The sequence below is a fragment of the Fictibacillus sp. 5RED26 genome, from assembly GCF_015903895.1.
Taxonomy (GTDB): domain Bacteria; phylum Bacillota; class Bacilli; order Bacillales; family Fictibacillaceae; genus Fictibacillus; species Fictibacillus phosphorivorans.
Map to the genome: position 1 here is coordinate 362,740 of NZ_JACZDU010000002.1, position 26,419 is coordinate 389,158.

The following is a 26,419-nucleotide window of genomic DNA, read 5'->3' on the forward strand; positions in this document are numbered from 1 at the left end:
CTCCTAAATTACTTCGATTCTTGTCGTATTTTAAGTGCGATTCCTTGTTTTAACTGATGCAGTTTACTTTCGCGATCTAAGTAGAGTTGTTGGGCCACTTCGTGTGAAACTTCGACGAACTGAACTTTGTCGCCAGGCTTCAGCTGCGCCATGATTGAGAGATCAACCGTTGCGATCTGTCCGATCTTTGGATATCCACCGGTAGTTTGACGGTCAGCGAGCAGTACGATCGGATTGCCTTCAGAGGGAACTTGAATTGTCCCGAAGCTTACAGCTTCAGAAAGCATCTCTTGTTTCTCTTCGAGAGCGAGCTCAGGTCCTTTTAAACGATAACCCATCCGATCAGACTGTGATGTGACTTCAAAGTGTTCGGTAAAAAGCTTCATCTGGCTTTCTGTTGTGAACCAGTCGTATTGTCTTCCTTTCATTACCCGGACTTGCGGTTTAGAAGCAGAAGAGGCGATAAAATCAGAAGAGATCGTCCATTGCATCTCCACGAATTTATTCTCTCCAAGCTGTGCTGCTAAAACTCTAGTTATCTTTCCGGAAAGCTCACTGAGTTCGCCAATAGAAAGCTCATCATCATTCTGTAGAGCTTTTCCGTTATGTCCGCCGATTCCAGCTCGTAAATATGTAGATTTGCTGTTCATTACTTCTGGCACATCGAAACCGCCTGCAACAGCGAGATATGCACGACATCCCGTTTTACAGCCGCCGAACTTCAACTTGCTGCCAGCCGTCACAAGGACCGAGCGCCATAACTTCACAGGTTTTCCGTCAATAGAAGGAGAAAGATTGCCCCCGCAGATTGAGATCAGCGTATCTTCTTTAAACTCCATATCAGGTCCGAGCAGCGTGAGTTCTAATGTTGCTTCATTCTCAGCATTTCCAACTAAAGAATTTGCTATCCGATGAGCAGTCGTGTCCATGACACCACTCGTGATCACGCCAAATTTTTGAAACCCGTAACGGCCAAGATCTTGAACACTCGTTAGGAGGCCAGGCTTTGTAATCTTAATCATCTCGCGTCCTCCTCTATTCTTTGAAACTCTTCTTCTGAGATCGGTACAAACTTGATCTGATCACCCGCTTGAAGCAGGGAAGGCGTATCACCGTCAGGAGTGAAAAGCTTTTCCGGCGTTTTACCGATGAGCTGCCATCCGCCAGGCGTTTCGATCGGATACACGCCTGTCTGTTTGCCAGCGATTCCAACAGAACCGGCAGGGATCTTCAGTCTCGGATTACTTCGTCTCGGTGCTGCGATTTTTTCACTCATGCCACCGATATACGGAAAGCCAGGGGCAAAACCGATCATATAGACCGTGTATTCACCATTCGAATGGATATCAATCACTTCGTCAACACTGAGTCCGTTGTGATTTGCGACTTCCTCTAAGTCAGGACCAAACTCACCGCCGTAACAGACGGGAATCTCGACGACACGAGGGTCAGCGTCACCATCAATCTCTAACTTTTCTAAAAGCGGTTCCAAAAATGCGCATACTTCATCATAAGGAAGTGTCGTTGTCTTGATTTTCAAAGGATCATAAAAAACAGCCACCGTCGTAAAACCAGGAACGGTTTCAATCACCCAATCAAAGCTATGCTCTTCAAAGAAAGCGGAGACTTTTTTGACTTTTTGCTGGATCTCATGGCTCATATCTTGTCCGAGTTCAATGATCATGCTGTTATCGCCAAGTGGCTCAATGGTAAATTTCATCGTCAGATCTCCTGTCTTTTTATGTAAAATTAATCAGAATATTTGTATATTTATAAAGGTCTAGTATATCGGAATATGTGACAAAATCAAACCTACATTCTTAGATTCCCGATAGTAATAATTTCTAGTCCGATTTTTTTATGGTATCTGGTGGTTTATCTTTAAACAAACGTTTAGAATGGGAGGGACTATACCCATGTGGGGAGATGTGAAAAGCGTGTATAATGAACCTATTTTTCTAAAACCTGTATTCAAGGACCGAATCTGGGGCGGTACGAAGCTTCGCGATGAGTTCGGTTATAAGATTCCGACTGAAACTACAGGTGAGTGCTGGGGAATTTCCGCCCATTCGCACGGGCCGAGTGAAGTCGTGAACGGACCATTAAAAGGAGAGACGCTGAATTCAGTATGGGATAAGCATCGAGAACTTTTTGCTGACCAAGAAGGTGAAGACTTTCCGTTGCTTGTAAAAATTTTAGACGCAAAGACCGACCTGTCCGTTCAAGTACATCCGGACGATTCGTATGCGCGCGAAGTAGAAGGCGAGGCATTCGGTAAAACAGAATGTTGGTATGTGATCGACTGTGAGCCAGGAGCAGAGCTTGTTTATGGGCATCACGCAGGTTCTAAACTTCAGTTTGAAGAGATGGTAAACGAGAACCGTTGGGACGAGCTGCTTCGTAAAGTGGCGATCAAACCAGGTGATTTCGTCTATGTACCGAATGGAACGATTCACGCGATCGGTGCAGGCACGATGATTCTTGAAACGCAGCAAAGCTCAGATGTTACGTATCGTGTGTACGATTACGATCGTCGTGATGATGAAGGCAATCTGCGCGAACTGCATATTGAAAAATCGATTGAAGTCGCGATGATTCCACATGAAGACGCTGACTTCGAACCAGTGTTGTCAGGTAACGAGGACTTGAGAATCAAAAAACTGGTGAAAGAGAGCTACTTTACCGTTTATCATTGGAATTTAGCTGGTGCTGTTGGGGAAGTCGAAAATCCATCTTATTTGCTCGTAAGCGTCCTAGATGGTGAAGGGGAACTGAAAGTAGATGGTGGAACGACGTCTACTTTTAGTAAAGGTGACCACTTTATCGTCCCTTCCACAATAAAAAGCTTCGGAATGAACGGTGATGCGCGGTTCATCGTGTCACATCCGACTCTATAGAGAAGAACAAGCAACCGGAATGTTGGAATTCCGGTTGTTTTTTGTTTGATAGAGGTGTCGCGAGAAGCTTTTCGGTGAAAAGGTGTCGTTTTCAGTTGGTCATAGTATAGTTAGCGGTGGTCAGAAGCTCATCACAGGTGGAAAAACACATCTTACCGGTCGAATCTCGACTTTTATCGGCTAACGTGTAACAAATATAAAAACATGTACCGTAAAAACCCACATAAACTAACGACCCTGCCGATTTCCAGCTAGATCTACCTCTTAATCGTTTACTTTCATAGTAGATTCACGCTTCAACAGTTTTGCCGGCAGCAACAATTCTGTGATTGGTTCATCCTCATTAGCCATCCGCCAAACAAGTTGCTCGATTGCTTTTCTTCCATACAACTGCAGATCAATATCCACTGTTGTAATCTTGGGGTTCGCTAACCGAGATAGTTGTCCGTTATCGAAGCTGCATACGGACGCCTCCTCTGGAACATGAATTCCATTTCGTTGCAGAGAGGACTGTACGAAGAATCCGAGTCCGTCATTCACACAGAACCATGCCGTTGGCGGTGTCGATACCGTTGTAATCAAGTCCTTGACGGATTTTTCATCTTCTTCAACAGAGGAGAAGATAAGATTGTCATCCGCAGCCATTTTGTGTTCTTGTAATGCCAACAAATAACCCTCGAGTCGCTCTTGGTAACTTGGAGAGAACCGAGTATCACCGACAAAAGCGATTTTCTCATGCCCCAGGTCAATGAGGTGTTTGACAGCGGTATATGCTGCGAACCGATTGTTCGTTAGTATTGCATCTGCTTGGATCAATGGATGGTGGTGATCAATCGTTACAGTTGGTATACCGGTAGAGATCACTTTGTTCATATAGTCTGTACTAATGTGAGAAAGGATGAGCACGCCGTCCACTTGTTTATTCTCAATAAAAGAAGGCAGAGTAAGGTTATCCCTCATCTCATTGCTAATAGATTGAATAAGAACATTCAACCCTCTGTTCGTTGCCTCTTTTTCTACACTTAAATAGATTTCTCCAAAAAAGCTTTGAAGGGAAAACGCGAAATCAGATGCGATCAGTCCGATGTTGCCTGTTTGATGAGAATCGGATCGAGAAGCCATCGTCTTGTAGCGATATCCCAATTCATTTGCTGTTTTTTGTATTTTCTTCCGGGTGGCAGGACTCACACCAGCTTTGCCAGACAGAGCCTGTGACACAGAGTTTTTAGAAATATTTAAGGCATCTGCAATGTCTTGCATCGATACTTTTTTAGCCATTACTTAAACAAACCTTCCTTAAGAAAAGATTTTGTCACGTTACAAATTAAATATACTGGAAATTCTTAAAGAAGTAAATGAGATTCATCTATAAAGAGATAAAAAGAGTGAATCGTCAGAAAAAAGAATTTGACAGATCATCAAACAAGTGTGATAATCGCCTTACGTAATGTTACAAACTGCATTACAAATTGTTCACTTAAATTTTTGTAATGTTTTAGCTCTTTTATATTTTTTTAGCATGAAATGATATCGCTTTCATTGTGTGTCGCAGGTTAACCATTCAGTTTAACAAGGGGGATATTTTAATGAAGATGAAAAAGGTAGCATCTCTTTTCCTTACAGCGTGTATCGGTGCATCGGCACTTGCCGGTTGTTCTACGGGTAACGGGGATAAATCAGCCGATGGAGAAACAACTATTGAGTTTTGGGCTGCTCCTAATCCAACACAGCAAGTGTATTGGAAAGAGATGGCGAAGGAGTTTGAAAAAGAGAATCCAAAGATTAACGTGAAAGTAAGCCCTATTAAAGAAAGCCCAACATCTGAAGCGAGTATTCAATCGGCGATCGCAGGTAAGAGTGCTCCAACGATGTCTGAGAACATAAACCGTGGTTTTGCAGCTCAACTCGCTGAAAGCAAAGCGCTCGTTCCGCTCAACGAAATCGAGGGTTGGGAGAAGCTGCTGAAAAATCGCAACATGACAGATACGATAAAAACCTGGAAATTTTCGGATGACAATCAATATGTAATGCCAATCTACTCTAATCCTATGTTATTTGGGTGGAGGATTGATGTATTAAAAGAAGTCGGAGTTAACGAAATACCACAAACATATAGCGAAGTTCTAGATGCTACTCAAAAATTAAAAGAAAAATACCCTGATAAGTATCTATGGGCGAAGGGGGACCTTGCTGATCCAACGGCTTGGAAGCGATGGTTCGACTTCTTCATGCTATATGATGCTGCCTCAAGCGGAAATAACTTTATCGAAGGTGACAAGTTCGTCGCTGAAGACAAAGCCGGTGTAGAGGTTCTGAAATTTATGGACGACTTGAGAAAAGAAAAGGCTCTTTTAACAAAACAAGCGACAGATCCATTTGAAAGTGCATTAGGCATCTTCACAGATCTTGGTCCTTGGACATTCAGTTATTGGGAAGAAAAGTTTCCTGAAATGAAGTACAACGAAAACTTTGGGCTTTCACTTCCGCCTGTTCCGGACGGTACAGAGGTGAAAAACATTAACACGTTCGCTGATACGAAAGGAATCGTCGTCTATGCTTCAGCTACTGAAGAAGAACGAAAAGCGGCTATGGAGTTTATGGATTTCGTGTATTCAGATCCAGAGAACGATCTGAAATGGTTAGAGACGACAAAACTACCACCAGCAAGAGATGATCTCTCTACTAATGAATCATTTAAAGCGTTCTTTGATAAAAATCCTGTATTAAAGCCATATGCAGAAGCTGTTCCAAACGCAATTCCTTCCATTGATAACGCCAAATACAACGAACTTCAAACACATATCGGCCGTTACGCTGTGAACCCTGTCGTGAAGGGAGAAGTTGATCCTGAAAAAGGCTGGAACGAGATGAAGAAAGCCATAAAGGAGGAACTTAAGAAATGAAGAAAACAAACGGGACGGGCTGGCTATTCGCCAGTCCTTATCTTTTATATGGAATCGTTTTTTTCGCGATCCCACTCATATGGTCTATGTATCTATCATTTACGGATTGGAATTTGATCTCCCCCGTTTATTATTTTAAAGGATTTAATAATTTTATAGAGGCAGTGAAACATCCTGGTGTTCAAGCTGCGTTCTTCGTTACGTTCAAATTCATGGCGGCATTCGTGCCGATGGTCATCGTTTCATCACTTGCAGTAGCTCTTGTTATTCATGGTCTGCCACGCTTTAAAGGGTTATTTTTAATCGGATTCTTCTTGCCTTATTTAGCCTCTGGGGTAGTATCGTCCCTGATTGTAAAAGGCCTATTGTCACACAACAGTGCTTTTAATGTGTTCTTACGAAATATCGGAATTGAGATCGACTGGCTGAGCACGCCGCTATCTGCACTATTAGTCGTTGCAGCGATCATCGCTTGGAAATTTACCGGTTATTACGCTCTCATTCTGACGGCAGGGTTCGAGGGCATCAATAAAGATGTTTATGAAGCAGCTGCCATTGACGGAGTGACTTCATCACAGCGATTTTGGAAAATTACGCTTCCCTTGTTGTATCCTGCTTTATTTACCGTGTTGATCCTTTCCATCGGAGTTTCGTTCGGTATCTTTACCGAGGTTTACCAGCTAACTGGAGGCGGACCAAACTATGCGACAAACACTTGGCAGATGGAGATCTTTAAACAAGCGTTTACAAACTTGAGTGCAGGATACGCGTCTGCTGTTGCGATCATTGCTTCTGTCGTGACGTTCGCATCCATCTTTGTGATCAGAAAACTATTAGAGATGTGGGGGAAACGAAATGGTTGGGTCTAAAAAAGGGTTAACTTTTCGCTATGTTATAGCATTTGCGCTACTTATCGTTATGGTTTTTCCCTATCTTTATATGGTCCTCAATTCTTTTGCCGACTGGACGCAAGTGGATAAGAAGGCAATACCGACTGAATTCACGCTGCGCTCTTATGAGTGGCTATTTTCAGGAGGAGAAGCGGGTATTGCCAGACCATGGTTAAAGGCTTTTCTTAACAGTGTAATCGTATCGACCGCATCAACGGCGCTTATGATGGTAACAGGCGCGATGGTCGCTTTTGCTCTTGCAAAAATGAACTTCAAAGGTCGCGATTTTATAAATAACGCCGTATTGTTTCAAATGTTCTTTCCTGCAATCATCTTGCTGATCCCTACCTTTTTGATCATTCAAAATGCGGGACTTTATGACACGTATACGGCGATGATCTTGCCAAAAGCATTAAGTCTGTGGGCTGTTTTCATGTACACGAACTTCTTTAGAGCGATACCGGATACGTTTATTGAAGCGGCAAAATTGGACGGAGCTTCAAACTTTCAAATCCTCTATAAAATTGTGATGCCGATGTCAAAGTCCATTACGACTGTTGTCTTCCTTTTCTTATTCATGGAAAGATGGACAGAGCTTCTGTGGGATATGATCGTTGTTCGCAGTGACAGCATGCTGACGCTTAACGTCCTTCTGTCACAGATGTTTGGGCCATACGGCGGTTATCCTGGTCCGATGTACGCAGCATCCGTACTACTGACAGTGCCGATCATCATCTTGTTTTTATGTTTTTCTAAACAGTTTAAAGAAGGTATGCAGTTTACGCTTAAATAGGTTGAAGGAGAATAAGTATGATAAAAAAATGCGAAGTTTTAGTAGAAGAATATTTGGAAAAAGAGCAGCCGAAGAATCCGGAAAAGTTATCGTTCACGGGTGTGGGTGAACGTGATGTATATAACATTACAGCCCCATTTCTAGATAATGGAGAGCTTGTGATTGCAGGACGTGTTGAATCGCGTGACAGCGAGCATTCAGACGTTTATTTCTTCGTAAATCAAAATGGTGTATGGATGCCAAAAGAAGGTGCAACGGTTCTTCAACTACAAGACCCTTTTGTAACAAAAATATCCGGTGAGCTCATTCTAGGAGGGGTAGAGACCTTCCCGCATCCTACGAATGGAGGAGCGCTCGGCTGGAGGACGGTGTTTTACAAAGGTTCTTCCATCGATGATCTGACTTTGTTTTTAACAGGACCTGATGGGATGAAGGATCTGCGGCTTGCTGAATTAAGTGATGGAAGCATCGCGGTGCTAACCCGTCCCCAAGGAGAGAAAGGCGGACGAGGGAAGATTGGTTTTGTGCGTATATCATCATTAAATGAGTTGACTATTGAGGTTATTGAAGACGCACCTCTTTTAGATGGACAGTTTGCTGAAGGTGAATGGGGTGGGGCAAATGAACTGCACCTCCTGAAGAGCGGACGAGTTGGCGTGCTCGGACACATCGCACGTTTTGATGAAGAAGGAAATCGTCATTACTACCCGATGGTATTTTCTCTGAATCCAGAAACAGGGGAACATACTGACATTCAGCTTATTGCAATCCGGGATGATTTTTTGGCAGGTGCGTCCAAACGAACAGATTTGATAGATGTTGTATTTAGCGGTGGGCTTGTGCGGAAAGAAGACGGTACAGCAGTATTTTATGCAGGTATAAGTGATGCTGAGGCTCATCGGATCACTATCAAAGATCCGTTCTTACAATATGAGAGATAAGGGGATAAGCAACATGAATGTATATCGTTATGAAGAAAACCCGCTCGTTACACCTCGGGATGTAAAGCCGCATCGTGACGATTTTGAAGTAATCGGTGCGTTTAATGCTGGCATTGCACAGTATAAAGGGGAAGTTATCATGCTCTTGCGTGTGGCAGAGCGTCCCATAAGTGATGATCCTAATATAGTAAAAGCACCTGTTTACAATCATGAAACAGAGAAGCTTGAGATTCACTCGTTGAGTCTAGATGATGAGCGTTTTGATTACTCCGATCCGCGCGTGATTTGTGAAAAGAAAAATGGAAAGAGCTTTTCGTATCTGACTTCATTATCTTATATTCGTCTAGCTCGAAGTAAGGATGGCAGGAATTTTACAATCGATGATGAGCCGTTCATCTATCCGTCAAATGAACAGGAAACTTTCGGCATTGAGGACCCCCGCGTTACTCAAATTGGGGATACGTATTATATATATTATAGTGCGGCTTCTGCGGCTGGTGTGGGTGAGGCGCTTGTATCAACAAAGAATTTTCAGCAGGTTGAGCATCACGGTATGATTTTTTTTCCAGAAAACAAAGACGTGCTCATTTTTCCTGAAAAAATAAACGGATTGTATTATGCTTTGCATCGCCCTGTTCCTAAAAGTACGGGGTCACCTGAGATCTGGATCGCAGAATCTACCAACCTCTTACACTGGGGGAACCACAAACACTTGATCGGCTTGCGTGAAGATATGTGGGATAACGGTCGTATCGGCGGGGGAGCTGTTCCGATTAAAACAGATCACGGCTGGCTAGAACTCTATCATGGCGCATCAAAAGAAGACCGATATTGTATGGGGGCGGTCTTACTAGATTTAGAGAATCCAAGCAAAGTCATCGCACGATCAGAGACACCCATTCTAGAGCCAGAAGCGGATTATGAAGTTGACGGATTCTTTGGTAATGTAGTGTTTTCGTGCGGAGTGCTTGTTGAAGGTGATGTTGTTAAGATGTATTATGGTGTTGCAGATACATCAATGGCATGTGCCGAGCTTAGTCTGCAGGAAATCATAGAGTCGATGAAGTATTTGTAAGGATGCAAACAAATTAAACATTTGTTTAATAGAATATGAAAACGGAGTGAAGCCAAGTGTTATTAGGCGCAATTGAAGCGGGCGGCACTAAGTTTGTGTGTGGAATCGGAAATGAGGACGGAGAAGTTATTGAAAGAATCTCTATCCCTACTACAACCCCTGAAGAAACGATGAGACACGTTGTTGATTATTTTAAGGGAAAAAAGGTGAATGCTCTAGGAGTTGGTTCATTTGGGCCGGTTGATCTTGATGTTTCAAGTGCAACTTATGGATACATCACGAGTACGCCGAAAAAACATTGGAATCAGTATGATTTAGTCGGTGAACTGAAGAAGCACTTCCAGGTTCCGATCGGATTTGATACGGATGTGAATGCAGCCGCTTTAGGCGAATCTCTCTGGGGTGCTGCAAAAGGTCTAGATAGCTGTCTGTATATGACGGTTGGAACTGGAATTGGAGTAGGAGCCGTTTCGGAAGGGAAGCTGGTACATGGGATGCTTCACCCAGAGATGGGCCACATTCTCGTTAGGCAACATGTTGAAGACCATTTTGCAGGAAGCTGTCCCTTTCATGGTGATTGTCTAGAAGGGATGGCGTCAGGTCCCGCGATCGAAGCACGCTGGGGCAAGAAGGGCGTAGAGCTCGCGTCGGATCTAGAGGTGTGGGAGCTAGAAGCTTATTATCTCGCACAAGCTCTTGTAAACTACATTTTGGTGCTCTCTCCAAAACGAATTGTGATCGGCGGTGGCGTAATGAAACAAGGACACCTATTTCCGCTCGTACGAAACGGGGTGGTCCAACTATTAAACGGCTACATTCAACACGAAAATATACTGAATCGAATTGATAAGTATATTGTACCGCCTGGTTTAGGTGACAATGCAGGATTGTGTGGGGCTTTAGCGCTGGCAAGACAGGCGCATACAATTAAAGAGACAAGCTGACTCTGGGAAAAGAGTCAGCTTGTCTTTTTCTATACTTATTTACTTTTTTGTGGCAAACAGCTGGCTAATGATAATAAGAGAATCACGGCTTCCGAAATCGTAATGAACAGGATGATATATTTTTGGGCATCCTCAGCCCATGATCCTTGGTTTAGTATAAGAAACCCTACCATGCCCAGTAATACTAAGTTTGCTTTCCAAAGAAATGAAAAGCCGCGCTTAAAAGAAAAGGTTTCTACCTTTTTTAAAGGTTTACTATTTTGTTTTTTGCGTTTAATTTTGGAAACAGGCACTGTCACAACTTCTGAAAGGAAAAATTCTTCGATTGTATCTTCAATCTTCTTAAAGTACTCCGGGATAGAAACAGGGACAAAGTATACTTTTTTATCATGTATCTGCTCGTAATCTACATGCCATATCATTTGATTTCCAGGGAGAGAAAAAGCGACTTGATCTTTTTGGTTCTCTCCCGTTTTGTGATTGCAGGTATTAAAGCTAATTTGGTTAAAAACCTTATTATTTTTGTTGAACGAACTGATAAATTCTCTTAACGAGTCATTTTCGGTTTCGTTATTTAGTATGTTTTCTACTTCTTCATTCTTCAGTTTATGTAACGCATCGTACACTTTGTCTGAAACTTGAATAGTTTGAAGCTGCTCATCGTTAAAATATGCGGATGAGTCCAGGTCATAGAAACTCATCATTTCTTTTGAAAGACTTTTTGTATGATCAAGGTATGTAAAAGTGTGCTTTTTATTTACAATATGTTGCTTCAGATAGTGATTACGGTTTATTTGATGGATATATAGCTCTTGTTCATTTTGGGTGAAATGAACATTTTTTGTAGATGTTCCTAGAGCTTGGATGAGATCCTCAAGATCTTGAGAAAGCTTTGTTTTTCTCCGAGCATTCCATAACCCTTTTTCTCGTAATGATTGCTCCGCTTCTTCTGTAAAAAGAGTAATATCCTCTTTGTTCTTACTTACTAAATCATCTTTAAGAATGATATGACGGGCAAAGCTTTCATATTGACATGATACTAAAGCAACTGCTAGTTCTTTAGAGGTTAGTATCACTTTTTCTGAATCGTTCATGGGCAATTCTCCTTGTAATAACCTGATAATTTAAACTCTGTTTGACCAAAGTAAACAAGATTGCCGTTTCGTTTTTCTTAGCTATCCATTAAAAATAATCAATATAATCAACCAGTTGAAAAGAAGAAGAAAAAAGAAAAGAAGAGCTAATAATTTATTTATCCATAGAGGCAATCGAGTTAAGGTTGATTGAACACCATGGTTCAGACCGAAAAAAGCAAATGTTGTGTATTTGTTGAGTAATGAGAGAACCCCATGCTTATTCTTGGATGTATGATGTTCATAAAGTTCGATGATGGCACGTTGAACTAGGATAGAAAAAAAGGCAAAGATGGCGTTAGTCAATAATAATAACATGATGATTGTTGTTGGAAAGGGGACGTCAATTCCTACAAAAATAAGTGAAAATAACGAAATAAATAGAATGGTTAGAATGATACTGATTAAATTGGCAGGCATAATAATTCCTTTCCTTAATTATGGAATAAGATATTACTAGAATAGCACAACAGATTCAAACTATATTATAATTACGAGACCCCTAGACATGATTGTTTAACGCAACTTCTCTGATCCTGTAATCAAGACTTTACCCATGTCCACAATTTCTAGACCGATAGATACCTTATAACCTCAGCAACTCCTCCTTCTACTAAACGCAATAATGCCAATTAACCAACGAACTTCACTTATACCACGTCACAATTTTTAGAAAATTATATTGTAACCGTTTACAAGTTGATTTATAATATTTAAAAGTGAAACGTTTCTATTGGTAAAATGAGGATTTCTGGTATTGAACAACAATTCAAACGTTTACATTTACCGAAAATCCTATTTTTTTGTAATATATCGAAACGTTTCGAATAGCTATACCCACACGCATCAACCATTTGATTTAATCCATTTATACTCCAGTACCCCGGTTTTTTCCGGATGAAGAGGTGATTTATGAAGAACATAGCAATACAAGATGAAAAGGTGATCGTGAACGGTCAGGAGGTCTTCTTGTTCGGAGGAGAACTTCACTACTTCCGAATTCCGAAGCAAGACTGGCGCGAGCGCATACAGCAGGTAAAAGAAGCTGGCGCGAACATGATCAGCACATACGTGCCGTGGATTTTCCACGAGTATGAAGAGGGTGTTACGGATCTTACCGGAACTTCTCGCCCAGAACGTGATCTACATACGTTTCTGCAGCTCGTACAAGAAGAGGGGATGTACTGCTTAGTCCGTCCGGGTCCATACGTGATGGCAGAAATCGTGGATCATGGTGTGCCAACATGGTTCATCGATAACTACCCGGAAGCGGTAGCTAAAACGAACGCTGGCGAGATTCATCCAACCCGAGTCGTGAGTTACAGTCATCCAACATTCTTAGAAAAAACGGAGCTTTGGTATGAAAAGGTATGTGCTGTTATTAAGCCGTTTTTAGTAACAAACGGTGGTCCAGTCATTCTTTTTCAGCTTGACAACGAAGTAGGGATGTTTCACTGGGTGACGAACCAACCCGATTTCAACACTTCGACACTGCAAGAGTTTCAACAACATCTGAGAACAAACTATACAGAACAATCGTTTCAAGAAACATTCCGCATTCCGTTTAGCGAGATTCAGTCGTTCGCGGAAAACATGACGAAAAAGCCTGAAGCGATTTACGCTCATGCATTACGAAATGAATTCGGCTTATTTTTACGACAGCACTATAAGCGTTTCATCGAGCATCTTAAACAGTCAGCAGAGGAAAAAGGTATCGATGTTCCGTTCGTCGTGAACATTCATGGTTTTCATGGAATCGATATCTTAAAGCGTGGAACGATGTATCCGATCGGCATTTCGCAGCTGCTTGAGACCGCGAAAATCGAGAACACACTTATGGCTGGTGATTATTATATTGGCAACATCGAATACGACAGCTATGTGGATATCGTTTTGGCGAACGCGTTCACGAAAGCGATCCAATGGAAAGAGCAGCCGCTTTTCTCAGCAGAGTTCCAGGGCGGAAGCATCCACGATAAGCCAAAGCTTCAACCAACAACGTTTGATCTGACAACGCGCTTATGTATCGCGGACGGAATGAACGGTGTGAACTATTACATGTTTGGTGCGGGCGAGAACTATGAAAACATTGGCTTGTTCGGCAGACGTCATGATTGGCAGGCGCCACTCACAAAGTCTGGCAAGAAGAATCCGCACTATCCTGTGATTAAACATATCGGAAAGATGCTTCAAACATTTGAGAGTTCACTTTTACAAACGAAGCCAGTCGTTGATACGCATCTCGGTTTTTATCCGGATTATTACATGACAGAGTTTCATGATGAGCATACGAAACACATGGTCGACCAGATTCAGCGTGATCGTGAAACCTTTATGGCGAACGGCATCGCAAAGGCGCTTCGCGTGAACAACATCATCTATGATGCGATCAACGTGCAGGATGATGATGAGATCGATCCAAACAAAATTCCTTCTCTTTGGATGTTTACCACAGAGTGGATGGATGAAAACATTCAGCAAAAACTCGTTACGTATCTAGAGAATGGCGGAAAGCTGATTCTGTTCCCAACGATTCCGACAAAAACACTGAAAAATGTACCGTGTACGATCTTAAAAGATTACATCAACGTATCCGTAAAAGAAACAAAGCACCGCGTGTTCGGTCAGATCGACCAGGCGGACAACGTGTTGATCGACCGAGCTGAAATCTATGAGACGACTGATGGCGCGTTCGCGCATATCGAGGACAAGCCTGACGAAGTGATCGCATTTGAAAAGCAGCTTGGCAAAGGTCAGCTCTATATGTTTGGAATCGGTATGGATCACGGTTTTCATTATCAAAACGACATCATCGTCGAGCTTGCCAAACGAGCGGGAATACAGAGTCGTTTCACACTTGAAGAAGAGCTTGATATTACCGTTCGATCTTCACCAGAAAAAGGAGACTTCTTCTTTCTTCAAAACTTTGATGAATTTAAGAAATCAACGACGATCACGTACGCCGGAACAACTCTTTTCGGTGGAAAAGAAATTTCGATTCCGATGCGAAGCGGCCTCATGCTACCAGTCAATGTACCGTTACATGAAGACCTGTTCATCGAATACGGAACGGGTGAAATCTATGAAACGGTACAGCACCAAGACGAGATCTCACTCACAATAAAAATGATTCAAAAAGAAGAAGAATTCGTCTTCCGTTCCTCCTCCTGGAAACCTGTAGACACTAAAGAGGTTTCAATCGAGGAAGTCCAAGAGCACACATACAAAGTGCTAATTTCAACAACAGAAGACACAACATCCATCCGGTTTCAACCAGCGTTCGCAAACGCTATTCAACCATAAGTACCAACAAGGCTATTTCTAACTGTTGCACCTGAAGTATTTGGACTTTTATCATCTCCGAATAAGTTGATTGGAGTGCAGGGTGCGAGACTACTGGGGGATCAGCGGGACAGGTGAGACACCTAAGGGCACAAGGTGCCGAGGTGGCTCACCGCACGCCCCCCGGAAAGCGAGCACCTGAAACGGAAATCAACAGCTTTCAAAAGCAACAGAGCGAATAGCAAATAAAATTAATTGGGGAGTTGATAGGTAATGAAGAAAGTATTATCACTATTCATGATCATCGCAATGCTATTTTCAGTAGCAGCTTGTAGCTCAGATGACAAAGCAAGCTCTGACGACAAGAAAGAAAACGTAACCATCTCATATGCAAGCTGGTCACTTGGTACAGAAAAAGAACAAAACCTTGAGCGCCTTATGATCAAAGCGTTCGAGAAAAAGCATCCGAACATCAAGGTTAAGATCGACGAGTCGATCAATCCAACAGACTGGAACGGAACACTCGCTGCAGCAGCAAGTGCGGGCAAGATGCCAGACGTTTTTGCTCTACCACAGATTCCATCATCACTATCTAACGATTGGTTGATGGACATCACGAAAATGACGGAAAAAGATAAAGATTTTGCTAACATTCCAGAAGCAGTTCGCGAATCAGCGACTTACAACGATAAAGTGTATGCGGTTCCATTCGCACAGCATTTCTTAGGTTACTTAGTAAACAAAGATCTATTTAACGAAGCGAACCTGGATTACCCTGAGTTTGGTTTTTCACTAGAAGAGTACACGAAATCCATTAAAGAAGTAACGAACATCAACAAAGGTGTAGCTGGAACGAACCACGCGTTCTCCGTAACAGACTGGTATCCGGCAGCAGCGAACCCAGACATGGGCTGGTATACGGTTCAAGACGGTCAATACTCTCTTGACTCAAAAGAATTCATCGCAGGAGCGAATCTTGCAAAAGAAATCACAACGAACAACTACGCGTACGAGTCACTTCCAGACGACTTGAAAGCTAACTTTAAAGGGGAAAACCCAGAAGAAGTATGGATGAACGGACAAGTTGCTGTGAAATGGGACGGCACTTGGGGAGTTCCTGCTCTTGTTGAAAAAGGAACGTTTGACTTTGATTTCATCGGTCTTCCTGGTGGAAGAACGGGTGTAACGAACGACTTTGTTGGAATCTCTAAAACGAGTAAGCACGCTGAAGAAGCATTCCTTTTCTCTAAGTGGATGTCATTCGGTAAAGAAGGTTTCATGAAGCGTATGGAAATTGCTGAAAAAGAAGGAAAAGCTCTGAACACACTTCCAGTTAACGCAGATCCTGAAATTTTAGAAGAGTACTTCGCGATCAATGAAGTGCCTGGAATCAAAACAGCTTATGACAACTTAGACAACGCAGTCGTTGAGCCGGTTAAAACTGTACCTGGCTATGTGGATGCACGTTGGGAAGCACCCACAGGCGTAAAGGTTGGAGAAGAAGCGAACGCGAAAGTGGCAGTTATTTTAGATAACGTGATCAAAGGAAACCTGAAGATCGAAGACTACGCAAAGCAGCTTGATCAATTAGCAGACCAAAAGAGTAAAGAAGCAAGTGAGGCTTTAAAAGATAAATAGAAAGCCTGAAGTTTAAGGGGAGGTTGATAGTATGAAGTTTAAAAGATTTCTTTGGTTAGGTTTAGCGCTGTGTCTCATTATTCCACAACCCTATGCATCTGCTGAAGGCAACAGTCAGGATAATAAGCCTGCCGAACAAGTCGTGGAGGAAAACTATCATACCGTCCTTAACAGTTGGGAGAAGAAAGGGACAGGGGACGCTTCAGAATTTGAAGCGTCTGTCTCTCCTTCTGATTTTAAGATCAAAGACAAAAAGAACCTTTTGTCAGAATCAGAGAGTAAGGGCTATAACGATCGTGTTTTCTATTGGCATAACCGAGACTCCGTTTCTTATGAAGTGAATGTGAAGGAAGCGGGACTATATGAGCTAGCGTTTGATTATTATCCACTGAGCAACGAGGTTGTTCCAATAGAGGGCGCTATTCAGGTAAACGGTAACTATCCTTTTTATGAAAGTCGAAGAATCGTGTTTCCGGCCGACTGGAAAAACGAGAAAAACACCTTTGAGAAAGATCGGTTCGACAACGATATGATTCCGAAGCAAAAGCGGATCGAGCGTTGGAACACGTTAACAGCGGAAGATGCGAGTCAGTTGCAGTCTGAGCCACTTCGATACGAACTGAAAAAAGGAAAAAATACGATCCAGCTTACAAACCTATCAGGTGAGATGCTGCTAGGTAAAGCTTACGTCAAATCACCTAGCAATCTACCAAGCTATAAAGAATACACAAAGAAACATGAAGATGCAAAAGTGGCGGACACGTTGATTACACGTGAAGCCGAGAAGGACTATGAAAAAAACAGCTCGTACATACGTCCTTTTGCAGCAGATGATTCATCAGCGGTACCGAGCTCTCCAAAGAATCTTCTATTAAACACGCTAGGTTCTGAATCGTGGAAAGACTCCGGACAGACGGTTAATTGGAACGTGAACGTGAAGAAAGAAGGCTTTTATAAGCTGACATTTAAAGTACTGCAGAACAAAGAGACGGGTGGTCCGGTTTTTAGAAAACTGTTGATCGACGGAAAAGTTCCGTTTCAAGAGACTTCACCCGTTACGTTTCCATTCAATAAAAACTGGGATAATGTCACGTTAGAAAATAAAGAAGGAAAAGATTATCTGTTTTATTTATCAAAAGGTAAGCATCAGATTGGTCTAGAAGCGGACGCAGCACCTGTTGAGCCCGTTCTTCATACGACGAACAAAGTGATGCGCGAGATGGAAGAGCTGACGCTTGAAATCCGAAAGCTTACAGGAAATCAGACAGACACATCTCGTGGCTGGAAGATCAGCGAGTACATTCCAGGCATCGATAAAAAACTGGCTGGCTGGGCAGATGAGCTAGAGCAAGAACTGAAGTACCTCAGAACTCTTGATAATACAAAAGAAGATTCAAAAGATATGGTCTCACTTGAGATGGCCGTTCAGAAGCTAAGAGCTCTTAGCAAAAAGCCAAATGAGATTCCAAGCCGACTTACAGAGCTGTCAGAAGGATCGTCTTCTGCGGCACAGCTGCTCGGAAACATGCTCGTAACGTTGCCAGAACAGCCGTTAACGGTCGACCGTTTCTACGTGCATGGTGACGAAAAAGAAGTGCCGGATGCAGAAGCCGGTTTTTGGGAAAAGTTGATCGATTCGATTCAACGCTTCTTCTTATCGTTCTTCTCTGAAAATTATTCAGCAAGTGAAGCGGAAGAAGATACGTTAGAGGTTTGGGTGAACCGGCCGCGTCAATACGTAGAACTTCTCCAAAACTTATCTGATCAAAACTTTACGCCAGAAACAGGAATTAAAGTAAAATTCTCGATCATGCCAGAAGAGCAGAAGCTAATTCTCGCGAGTGCTTCAAACAAACAGCCTGACATTGCGCTTGGTATCTCTTCATGGCTACCGTATGAGTTATCCATTCGTGGTGCGGCCGTTGATCTGCATCAGTTCGATGACTTTGAAAAATTCAGCAAGCAGTTCTCACCAGGAGCCTTTCTACCGCTCATGATCGGTGATTCGGTCTATGCGATGCCAGAGACGCAAGATTTCTTTGTTCAGTTCTACCGAAAAGATATTCTTCAAGCACTCGGTCTTCCGGTTCCAGATACGTGGGATGATGTGAAGAGCATCTTACCAGAACTTCAGCGTTTTGGAATGAACTATTATACACACATCGCTGGTGCAACAGGGTTTAAGCCGTTCCAAGCAACCGCTCCGTTCGTGTATCAGTTTGATGGAGATCTATACGGAAAAGATGGCATGAAGACGGCAATCGGAACAGAAGAATCGCTAAAAGGTATACAGTTCATGGCAGAGCTGAACACGATCTACAGCATGCCATTACAAGTACCAAACTTTTATAACCATTTCCGATATTCAACACTACCGATCGGGACGGCTAACTTTACGACGTATACACAGCTTACGGCAGCCGCTCCAGAGATCGCAGGGTGGTGGGATATTGCACCGCACCCTGGTGTGAAGAAAGAAGATGGAACAGTGGAACGTTGGGCAACAGGTTCCGGTCAGTCCGCTATGATCTTCAAAGGAACGAAGAGCAAAGAAGATTCGTGGGAACTTTTAAAATGGTGGCTGTCAGAAGATACGCAGACCGAGTTCGCGACCAATCTTCAGATGCTGTACGGACCAGAATACATGTGGAACACGTCCAACCTAGAGGCGTTCAAGAACCTTCCGTGGCCAGAACAGCATAAGAAAACGATTTTAAAGCAATGGGAGTACCTATACGAAGTACCGAAAAATCCAGGTTCGTACATGATCGAGCGTGAGCTTTCGAACATCTGGAACCGCATCGTGTTCGACGGTGTGAACCCGAGATCGGCAGTTGACGATTCCGTTGTTGCGATCGACCGGGAGATCAAACGAAAGATGGAAGAGTTCGGATATGTGAAGGACGGCAAGATGGTCAAGCCGTATCCGATTCCTACGATAGAACAAGTGAAAAGTTGGGCAGGCGATGAGAATGAAAAAGAAACCAAATAAACGAGATTATTCACCGTGGATGTTCCTTGCTCCGTATATCATCTTTTTTACAACGTTTATCATCATACCTGTTGCAGCGGCAATTCTTTTGTCATTCACGTATTTTAACGCGATCGAGACACCATCGTTCATCGGGTTGAGCAACTATGTCGGTCTGATCACACAGGATGAAGTGTTCATGCAGAAGATCCTGCCGAACACGTTAACGTTCGCACTGATCGTGGGCCCTGGCGGGTATATCTTATCGTTCATACTCGCTTGGGCGCTCGCTCAAGTGCCAAAGCGCATGCGAACAGTGCTTGCGCTGGTCATCTACTCGCCATCCATGACAGCAGGTGTTGCGATGGCCGTTGTTTGGACGATCATCTTCTCTGGAGATGAAACCGGTTATCTTAACAGCTTGCTTCTAACGATGGGCGTGCTGTTAGAGCCGATCCAATGGTTGCAGTCACCTGAGTATTTGATGAAGATCATGATTTTTGTAACGCTTTGGGGCTCTATGGGTGTAGGATTCCTTGCGATGTTATCAGGTGTTCTAAACATTAACACCGAGATTTATGAAGCAGGATACATCGATGGCATCAATAACCGTTTTCAAGAGATCATCTATATTACGATACCGTCCATGAAGCCGCAGATGTTGTTCGGCGCGGTCATGGCAGTCGTTGGAACGTTTCAGGCTGGTGCGATCGGGGTCGCGCTATCGGGTGCCAATCCGACTCCGCAATATGCGGGTCAGCTTATGGTCAACCACTTAGAAGATTATGGATTTATCCGTTATGAGATGGGTTACGCAGCAGCGATCTCGGTCGTGCTGCTCATCGTTGTATATCTGTTCTCAAAAGTAGCCTGGAGGCTGTTTGGAGAGAAAGACTAGCGAAAAAGGAGTGATCAACATGTCAGCCTTTCAAGGGACAAGAATGAACCCGTCAAAGTTTCATAAAAGTCAGCTGAAATTTCTTGCGTTTTTAATACCACTGGCTATCTTTATGGCTTTGCCGATCGTCTATATATTCTTTCATGCGTTCAAACCGATCGACGAACTATTCGCATATCCACCGCGTTTCTTTGTAGATAATCCGACATTTCAAAACTTTGTAGACCTTTTTACAAAGACGAACGATACCGGTGTTCCGATGTCGCGCTTTTTGTTCAACTCTGTTGTCGTTACGCTGATCGTTGTTGTTCTGACCGTAATCATCAGCACGATGGCAGGCTACGCGCTATCAAAGAAAAATTTTAAGATGAAAAAAGCGATCTTTGAGATCAACACGCTTGCGCTCATGTTCGTACCAGCGGCGGTTATGATTCCCCGATACCTATTGATCGACGAACTCGGCTTGATCAACACGTTCATGGTTCATATCCTTCCGTTACTAGCGATGCCGATCGGTCTGTTTCTTGTCAAACAGTTCATCGATCAGATACCAGACGAACTGCTTGAAGCAGCGAGGCTTGACGGAGCATCTGATTTTCAGATCTTCGTTCGGATCATCATACCGCTCGTCAAACCTGCAATCGCGACCATTGCAATTCTATCGTTCCAGCTCGTTTGGAACAGCATCGAGAGTTCGTCTCTTTATGTAAACGATGAAGGACTGAAGACGTTCTCGTTCTATATGTCGACGTTAACTTCAACCGTTGAAGGAAACAACGTAGCAGGACAAGGACTTGCAGCAGCGGCATCCTTGATCATGTTCGTACCAAATCTAATCATTTTTATAATTCTGCAGAGCCAGGTGATGAACACGATGGCCCACTCAGGAATCAAGTAAGAAAGTAGGAGGGGGGAGAAATGAAGCGCATTGCCCAATTTGTAGCATTATTGGTATTCCTGCTCGTTCCGATCTCATCTATCGCTTCTGCATCTGTCCCTTATCAGACAGAAACGTTATCAGCAGACGGTCAGACGATCGAAACACAGACTGCCTACACACCGGTCGGCACCTTACTGCCGGACGTTGAAATCACAAACCCGGAAGATATTTTCTCTGATTCAAAAGGAAACCTATATATCGCGGATTCTGGTACCAAAAGAATTCTCGTCGCTGACAGAAACGGGAAATTTGTACGCGAGATCGGAAAAGGTGTTCTAAAATCACCAACTGGCGTTTATGTGGACGAAAAGGAAAGAATCTTTGTAGCCGATTATGAAGAAGAGAAGATATTCCGCTTTTCAAAAGACGGCAAGGTCGAGGAGCAATATGGAAAACCGGATTCGCCGCTTTTCGGTAAAAGCTCTTCTTTTAAGCCACAAAAAGTAGCGGTCGACCGTCGCGGCAGCATCTACGTGATCAGTGAAGGGTCAACAAACGGAATCATCCAGCTTAGTAAAGATGGCGGATTTCTTGGCTATTATGGTGTAAACAGCACAGAAGGATCGTTTGGAACGTTTTTGCAAAAGCTCCTCACATCAGAGAGCAAAAAAGCAAATATGTTCATGAAAACACCTCCCGCACCAGATAACATCGCGCTTGATGATCAAGGCCTCGTCTATTCTGTGACAGAAGGAACGACGAACGAAGTCATCAAAAAGCTGAACGTTGCTGGAAAGAACATGCTGTTTCCGGATATTTCTGATGAGAAGTCACTGCAAGATATCGCGGTCGATCATGACGGTAACATGTTCGTCGTATCAAGCACCGGCGAGATCTATGAATATGACAGCTTTGGAAATTTACTGTTCATCTTTGGTGGAAAAGACGACGGAACGAACCGTCTTGGGTTGTTCAAACAACCGACAGGCATCACGATCGATCCTGACGGCAGACTGTATGTAACAGACAAAGAACGCGGCATGATCCAAGTCTTTGAATCTACTGCTTTTTCCAAACAAGTGCATGAAGGAATCGCGCTTTTTAAAGAAGGCCGTTATGTAGAGAGTCAGAAGTATTGGGAAGAAGTGCTGAAGATGAACTCTTCGTTCGGTCTCGCGCATTCTGCCATGGGTTCTGCTTATTACAAACAACAAGACTATGATAAGGCGTTAGAAGAGTATGAGTTTGCTAACGACGTGTACGGTTATTCCGACTCGTTCTGGGAAGTTCGTCACGCATGGATGCAAGAGAACCTGGAAACGGTGTTGTTCGCGTTAATTTTCTTCGCCATTTTGTACTATATCGTTAAAGTGATCGACAAAAAGAAAGGCATTCTGGATCAGCCGCGCAGAAGGATCGGTGCGATTAAGAAACAAAGATTGATAGGAGAACTGCTCTTCCTGTTCAAGTTCTTCCGTCATCCGATCGACAGTTTTTATTATCTGAAAAAGAAACAATATGCATCGATTCTATCAGCGACGATCCTATATATAATCTTAATCGTTGAGTATATTTACAGCCGCTTCTATACCGGGTTTATCTATAAAACGGTGAGCAGCGATGCGAACTTAGTCGGCGAGCTTCTCTTACTGCTCGTACCACTCGCGCTGTTTATTGTGGTGAACTATCTTGTTAGTACGATCAACGACGGTGAAGGAAGGTTCAAGGATATCTATATCGGAACGATCTACTCGCTCGCTCCGTTTCTCGTGTTCAGCCCAATTCTGACCCTTCTGTCGAACGTGCTGACTTATAATGAAGCGTTTGTTTATGTTTTCTCAATCCGCATCATCTACGCATGGTGTCTGATCATTCTTTTCATCATGTTAAAAGAGATCCACAACTATACGTTCTCAGACACGATCCGAAACATCTTCGTCACGCTGTTCGGTATGGTGATCATGCTTCTTGTTGTGTTCATCGTGTTCGTGTTGATCGATCAAGTGTACGATTTTGTTTATTCCATCATAAAGGAGGCTGTTCTTCGTGTATAAAAAGATAAGTATCGCACTTCTTACCTTGCTCGTACCGATTTCTGTATTCGCCGCGCAAGATGATAAGAAAAGTACGGAGCAGCCTCCTGTACCGACTGAGAAAAGTCAAAATGTGATGAAGTATACATCTTCATCGTTTACGAAGCCTGAGAAAACAGATGGTGCTCCGATCAAACAGAAAAATTCGTTTCAAGGCTTTGAAAAAGCAGCCGAGAACGAAAATCTTGCTCTTTATGTGAACGAAGAAACGCTCGCGATCAAGATCGAGAACAAGAGAACGAAATACGTTTGGAACTCTGGGCTTGATAACCCGGATCAGTATCGACTAAACAAAACGTGGGAACAGATGGCTCAATCTGCGATCACCGTTGATTATATGGATCGTCGCGGAAAGGTGAAAACCGAGAGCATCACGACAAACGATTCTAGACCACGTGTGAAGATGAACGATAAAGGGTTTACGGCCTCTCTTTACATGAATCAGTCAAAATTAGAGTTTGAAGTGAACGTGGAGCTTCAAGAAAACGATCTTGTTGTTTCTATTCCTGAGAATGAGATTAGGGAAAACAAGTACACGAAGCTCATCTCCATGCGCGTTTATCCGTTTTTAGGTGCCGTGAACAAGAACGACATCAACGGGTACATGTTCATCCCAGACGGATCTGGTGCATTGATTCGTTATGAAAAGAACGGAACAAAAGCCGATGCGCCGTTTACGGGATCCATTTACGGTGATGATGAAGCCTTTTTGAAAACAAAAGTGAAGAAGGAAGAAGAAGAAAAAGTAACGCCGGTTGAGCAGATCAAAATGCCAGTATTCGGAACGGTTCATGGTGTGAAGCAGAACGGATTTCTTGCTGTGATCGAAGAAGGCTATAGTCATGGTGACATTTTAGCGTATCCGTCAGGCGTTTCGACCGACTTTAACTGGATCTCTTCTGAATTTCATTTTAGAAAAGAATATTATCAGCCGACGAGTAAAAACATGAAGGGTCTTAACGTATATCAAAAAACGAAAAATCCGTTCGGCGTAAAGCTGAGATACATGTTCTTACAAGACGATGACGCAGATTATGTAGGGATGGCCAAAGCGTATCAAAACCATCTTTCTGATACAAAACAGTTAGAAAAACAAGACGACAAAACCGGCGTCAGACTTGAGTTTTTAGGTGGCGAAGTGAAGGAAGGTCTGTTGTGGGATTCGGTGCTTCCGATGACGAAGGTAACAGACATTCCGAGTATGACGTCTGAGCTCAAAAAAGACATCGATGATCTGTTCGTCGTTTATAAAGGCTGGTCAGAAGGCGGCTTAACCGGCACACTGCCTCAGAAGTTTCCATTTGAAAGTGAACTCGGAAACAGTGACGACTTGAAGAATACGATCGACAGTCTTAAGAAGGACAACATTCCGCTTTATTTTTATAGCGATTACACAAAAGCGTACGACGGAGCTTCCGGATATTCCGGCAGCAAAGACGTAGCGAAGAAAATCAGTGCAGAGACGATTTCACACAGTGAAGATAAGAAGACCCTATATTATCTTTCTCCAGAAAAATCTCTTGCGATCGCCAAAGAGGATGCAAAGGAATTTAAGGAACAGGGCATTTCAAACGTAGCAATCGATACGAGCGGGTATACGTTGTTCTCTGACTTTAGCGGAAAGAAATCGAGCGAGCGAAACCAGACGATCAAAACGTATCAAAAGTTGTTTGGGACGTTGAACACAGAAGTAGGAAATGTTGCTCTCTACGAGCCGAACACGTATCTATGGAATCAAACGGATCGCTATCTCGACATTCCGATGAACGCGTCGAACTACGTGTTTGAAACAGATACGGTGCCGTTTCTGCAGATCGTTCTAAAAGGTTATATGCCATATTACGCGCCGTTCTCGAACTTTCAATCAGATTCGGAAGATCAGATGCTGCGCATGATCGAGTACGGAGCGTATCCGTCGTTTCTTTTAACGAAGGAAGCGTCACATCTTCTTGCTAAAACAGCATCGAGTGACGTTTACACATCGGAATATTCCATCTGGAAAGACAAGATTTTGTATCAGTACGAAAACATCAAAAAAAGTCTTGGTGAGGTAGAAGGCGAAGAGATCGTCAGCCGCAATGTGCCTCAGACTGGTGTTGTTGAGGTAGAATACTCCAACGGAAAAGTGATCGTCGTCAACTACACGAATGCGACTTATAAAACAAACAGCATTGAAGTGAAACCTAAGGATTTTGCGGTAACAGAAGGAGGAGAAAGCGATGAAACGACTAGGCAATAACAGAAATCTTACAGGATTGCTGTTTGTTTCACCATGGATCATCGGCTTTCTCGTCTTTACGGCGTTTCCGCTTCTATACTCACTCTTTTTAAGCTTTCAGGAAGTAAAGATCACGACAGATGGCATCAAAACAAACTTTGTAAGCTTTGGAAATTATGAATATGCGTTTTCGGTCGATGGAACGTTCGTTGACCGCGTCTTAAAATATCTAGAAGAGATGGTTATCTCGGTTCCGATCATCATCGTCTTTTCATTGATCATCGCTCTATTGTTGAACCAAAAGATCAAGTTCCGTGGATTGTTTCGTACGATCTTCTTCCTGCCCGTAATCATTGCAAGCGGACCAGTAATCAAAGAGCTGATCGATCAAGGAATCACGACGATTCCTTCTATTGAACAGTACGCGATCTACCAAGCGTTAAATGATAACCCGGATGGTTTCTTTAACGGGATTCTACTGTATTTAATAAAAAACCTGATTGTGATCCTGTGGTATTCAGGCGTACAGATCTTAATTTTCTTAGCTGCACTTCAAAAAATGGATAAGCAGATCTTTGAAGCGGCGAAGATCGATGGTGCGAGTAACTGGGAGTTCTTTTGGAAGATCACTCTGCCGAGTCTGAAGCCGATGATCATCGTTAACTTGATCTACACGATCGTAACGTATTCGGTATTCTCACTGAATCCAATCATCGAACATATTCAGAAAAACATGTTTAAAGTAGACACAGGCTATGGCTATGCATCAGCACTATCTTGGATCTACTTCCTGATCATCGCCGCAGCGCTTGCAATCGCGGTTGGCGTGATGACGGTAAAAAGAAAGAAAAAATACACCTAAG

20 protein-coding genes are annotated in these 26,419 nt (G+C 43.1%); 15 read left to right on the top strand and 5 right to left on the bottom strand.

All coding sequences use genetic code 11. The features are described from left to right. Positions 1 to 8: 8 nt before the first annotated feature. Positions 9 to 1,022, bottom strand: coding sequence for a biotin-dependent carboxyltransferase family protein (locus IHV10_RS10150; RefSeq protein WP_197128744.1), 1,014 nt, complete (start codon positions 1,020 to 1,022; stop codon positions 9 to 11). Continuing rightward, complete coding sequence (gene pxpB / locus IHV10_RS10155) at positions 1,019 to 1,720, bottom strand: 5-oxoprolinase subunit PxpB (RefSeq protein ID WP_305069418.1); 702 nt, start codon at positions 1,718 to 1,720, stop codon at positions 1,019 to 1,021. Before pxpB ends, IHV10_RS10150 begins: the two co-directional genes overlap by 4 nt. Before the next feature lie 217 nt (positions 1,721 to 1,937). Between pxpB and manA the strand changes: the two genes are divergently transcribed. Then, complete coding sequence (manA, locus tag IHV10_RS10160; protein WP_197129916.1) at positions 1,938 to 2,897, top strand: mannose-6-phosphate isomerase, class I; 960 nt, start codon at positions 1,938 to 1,940, stop codon at positions 2,895 to 2,897. A 264-nt stretch (positions 2,898 to 3,161) separates the two neighbouring features. Here the strand turns inward: manA and IHV10_RS10165 are convergent, their stop codons facing one another. Further along, positions 3,162 to 4,175, bottom strand: coding sequence for a LacI family DNA-binding transcriptional regulator (locus IHV10_RS10165; RefSeq protein ID WP_197128746.1), 1,014 nt, complete (start codon positions 4,173 to 4,175; stop codon positions 3,162 to 3,164). A 308-nt stretch (positions 4,176 to 4,483) separates the two neighbouring features. On the opposite strand from IHV10_RS10165, the gene IHV10_RS10170 reads away from it, so the two are divergent. The 6 genes from IHV10_RS10170 to IHV10_RS10195 are packed head-to-tail and all read left to right on the top strand — an operon-like array spanning position 4,484 to position 10,443. Continuing rightward, complete coding sequence (locus IHV10_RS10170) at positions 4,484 to 5,800, top strand: ABC transporter substrate-binding protein (RefSeq protein WP_197128747.1); 1,317 nt, start codon at positions 4,484 to 4,486, stop codon at positions 5,798 to 5,800. Then, positions 5,797 to 6,669 carry a carbohydrate ABC transporter permease gene (locus IHV10_RS10175; protein WP_197128749.1) on the top strand — a complete coding sequence of 291 codons (873 nt, stop codon included), beginning with the start codon at positions 5,797 to 5,799 and terminating at the stop codon, positions 6,667 to 6,669. Before IHV10_RS10170 ends, IHV10_RS10175 begins: the two co-directional genes overlap by 4 nt. Continuing rightward, positions 6,656 to 7,483: a carbohydrate ABC transporter permease gene (locus tag IHV10_RS10180; protein WP_197128751.1), complete on the top strand. Its 828-nt coding sequence runs from the start codon at positions 6,656 to 6,658 to the stop codon at positions 7,481 to 7,483. The genes IHV10_RS10175 and IHV10_RS10180 overlap by 14 nt, the downstream gene beginning before the upstream one ends. Before the next feature lie 17 nt (positions 7,484 to 7,500). After that, positions 7,501 to 8,424: an MTP-1 family protein gene (locus IHV10_RS10185; protein ID WP_197128753.1), complete on the top strand. Its 924-nt coding sequence runs from the start codon at positions 7,501 to 7,503 to the stop codon at positions 8,422 to 8,424. Positions 8,425 to 8,437: 13 nt separating this feature from the next. Beyond that, positions 8,438 to 9,499: a BtaManbiosPhlase gene (locus tag IHV10_RS10190; protein ID WP_197128755.1), complete on the top strand. Its 1,062-nt coding sequence runs from the start codon at positions 8,438 to 8,440 to the stop codon at positions 9,497 to 9,499. A gap of 56 nt (positions 9,500 to 9,555) precedes the next feature. Then, entirely contained in the window at positions 9,556 to 10,443 is an 888-nt protein-coding gene (locus IHV10_RS10195; protein ID WP_197128757.1) for an ROK family protein, read from the top strand. A gap of 35 nt (positions 10,444 to 10,478) precedes the next feature. On the opposite strand, the gene IHV10_RS10200 is transcribed toward IHV10_RS10195, so the two are convergent. Both IHV10_RS10200 and IHV10_RS10205 read right to left on the bottom strand, forming a co-directional pair. Next, complete coding sequence (locus IHV10_RS10200) at positions 10,479 to 11,537, bottom strand: hypothetical protein (RefSeq protein WP_197128759.1); 1,059 nt, start codon at positions 11,535 to 11,537, stop codon at positions 10,479 to 10,481. 81 nt (positions 11,538 to 11,618) lie between these two features. Further along, on the bottom strand, positions 11,619 to 11,996 hold the full coding sequence (locus IHV10_RS10205; protein WP_197128761.1) for a hypothetical protein: 378 nt from the start codon (positions 11,994 to 11,996) through the stop codon (positions 11,619 to 11,621). Positions 11,997 to 12,488: 492 nt separating this feature from the next. Here IHV10_RS10205 and IHV10_RS10210 point away from each other — a divergent pair, with 492 nt between their 5' ends. From IHV10_RS10210 to IHV10_RS10245, 8 genes are all read left to right on the top strand, one after another. Further along, on the top strand, positions 12,489 to 14,879 hold the full coding sequence (locus tag IHV10_RS10210) for a beta-galactosidase (protein ID WP_197128763.1): 2,391 nt from the start codon (positions 12,489 to 12,491) through the stop codon (positions 14,877 to 14,879). Positions 14,880 to 15,131: 252 nt separating this feature from the next. After that, positions 15,132 to 16,496 carry an ABC transporter substrate-binding protein gene (locus tag IHV10_RS10215; RefSeq protein WP_197128765.1) on the top strand — a complete coding sequence of 455 codons (1,365 nt, stop codon included), beginning with the start codon at positions 15,132 to 15,134 and terminating at the stop codon, positions 16,494 to 16,496. A 31-nt stretch (positions 16,497 to 16,527) separates the two neighbouring features. After that, positions 16,528 to 19,488, top strand: coding sequence for an extracellular solute-binding protein (locus tag IHV10_RS10220; protein WP_197128767.1), 2,961 nt, complete (start codon positions 16,528 to 16,530; stop codon positions 19,486 to 19,488). Beyond that, entirely contained in the window at positions 19,469 to 20,365 is an 897-nt protein-coding gene (locus IHV10_RS10225; protein ID WP_231618237.1) for a carbohydrate ABC transporter permease, read from the top strand. The genes IHV10_RS10220 and IHV10_RS10225 overlap by 20 nt, the downstream gene beginning before the upstream one ends. A gap of 19 nt (positions 20,366 to 20,384) precedes the next feature. Further along, entirely contained in the window at positions 20,385 to 21,263 is an 879-nt protein-coding gene (locus IHV10_RS10230) for a carbohydrate ABC transporter permease (RefSeq protein WP_197128769.1), read from the top strand. A gap of 20 nt (positions 21,264 to 21,283) precedes the next feature. Continuing rightward, positions 21,284 to 23,299, top strand: coding sequence for a YIP1 family protein (locus IHV10_RS10235; RefSeq protein WP_197128770.1), 2,016 nt, complete (start codon positions 21,284 to 21,286; stop codon positions 23,297 to 23,299). After that, a complete protein-coding gene (locus tag IHV10_RS10240) occupies positions 23,292 to 25,577 on the top strand; it encodes a DUF5696 domain-containing protein (protein WP_197128771.1) in 2,286 nt (761 codons plus the stop codon). Before IHV10_RS10235 ends, IHV10_RS10240 begins: the two co-directional genes overlap by 8 nt. Further along, the gene (locus IHV10_RS10245; RefSeq protein WP_197128772.1) at positions 25,558 to 26,418 is read left to right on the top strand and encodes a carbohydrate ABC transporter permease; all 861 of its coding nucleotides are present in this window, start codon (positions 25,558 to 25,560) and stop codon (positions 26,416 to 26,418) included. The genes IHV10_RS10240 and IHV10_RS10245 overlap by 20 nt, the downstream gene beginning before the upstream one ends. Position 26,419: the final 1 nt, after the last annotated feature.